The sequence below is a fragment of the Serratia sp. HNCC26DJ206 genome (assembly GCF_057180605.1).
The window spans coordinates 1-459 of the sequence record NZ_JBXUGP010000141.1; the positions used below are offsets into that span (position 1 = coordinate 1).

1 pseudogene is annotated in these 459 nt (G+C 50.3%); it reads left to right on the plus strand.

The window, feature by feature from the left end:
* Positions 1–31: 31 nt before the first annotated feature.
* A pseudogene (locus AC2A1E_RS24315) lies at positions 32–459 on the plus strand (IS110 family transposase); the annotation flags it as partial.

A 459-nucleotide genomic window follows, 5' to 3' on the forward strand; every position in this document is an offset into this window, starting at 1 on the left:
TTTAGCTTCCTGAGACTGGAGGAGCCACCGCATGAAATATATCCCAACGGGCGTTGATATAGCAAAGCATCTGATTCAGGTTCACTTCCTCAATGAGCACAGTGGTGAAGTGGTTGATAAACAGCTGCGTCGGCAGGATTTTCTGGCGTTCTTCAGCAATTGCGAACCTTGCCTGATTGGCATGGAGGCCTGCGGCGGTTCCCAATACTGGGCTCGTGAGCTGGAAAAACGGGGACATGCCGTCAAATTACTCCAGGCGAAATTCGTCAAGGCCTTCGTCATGGGTAACAAAAACGACGTGATGGATGCCCGTGCTATCTGGATGGCGGTACAACAACCCGGTAAGACAATAAGAAGAGCAGCAGTCAGTGCTGATGCTACATCGTTCTCGCAGTCAACTGGTGAAGTTCAGAACTGCGCAAATTAATGCTCTGCACGGTATGCAGCTGGAATTTGGCA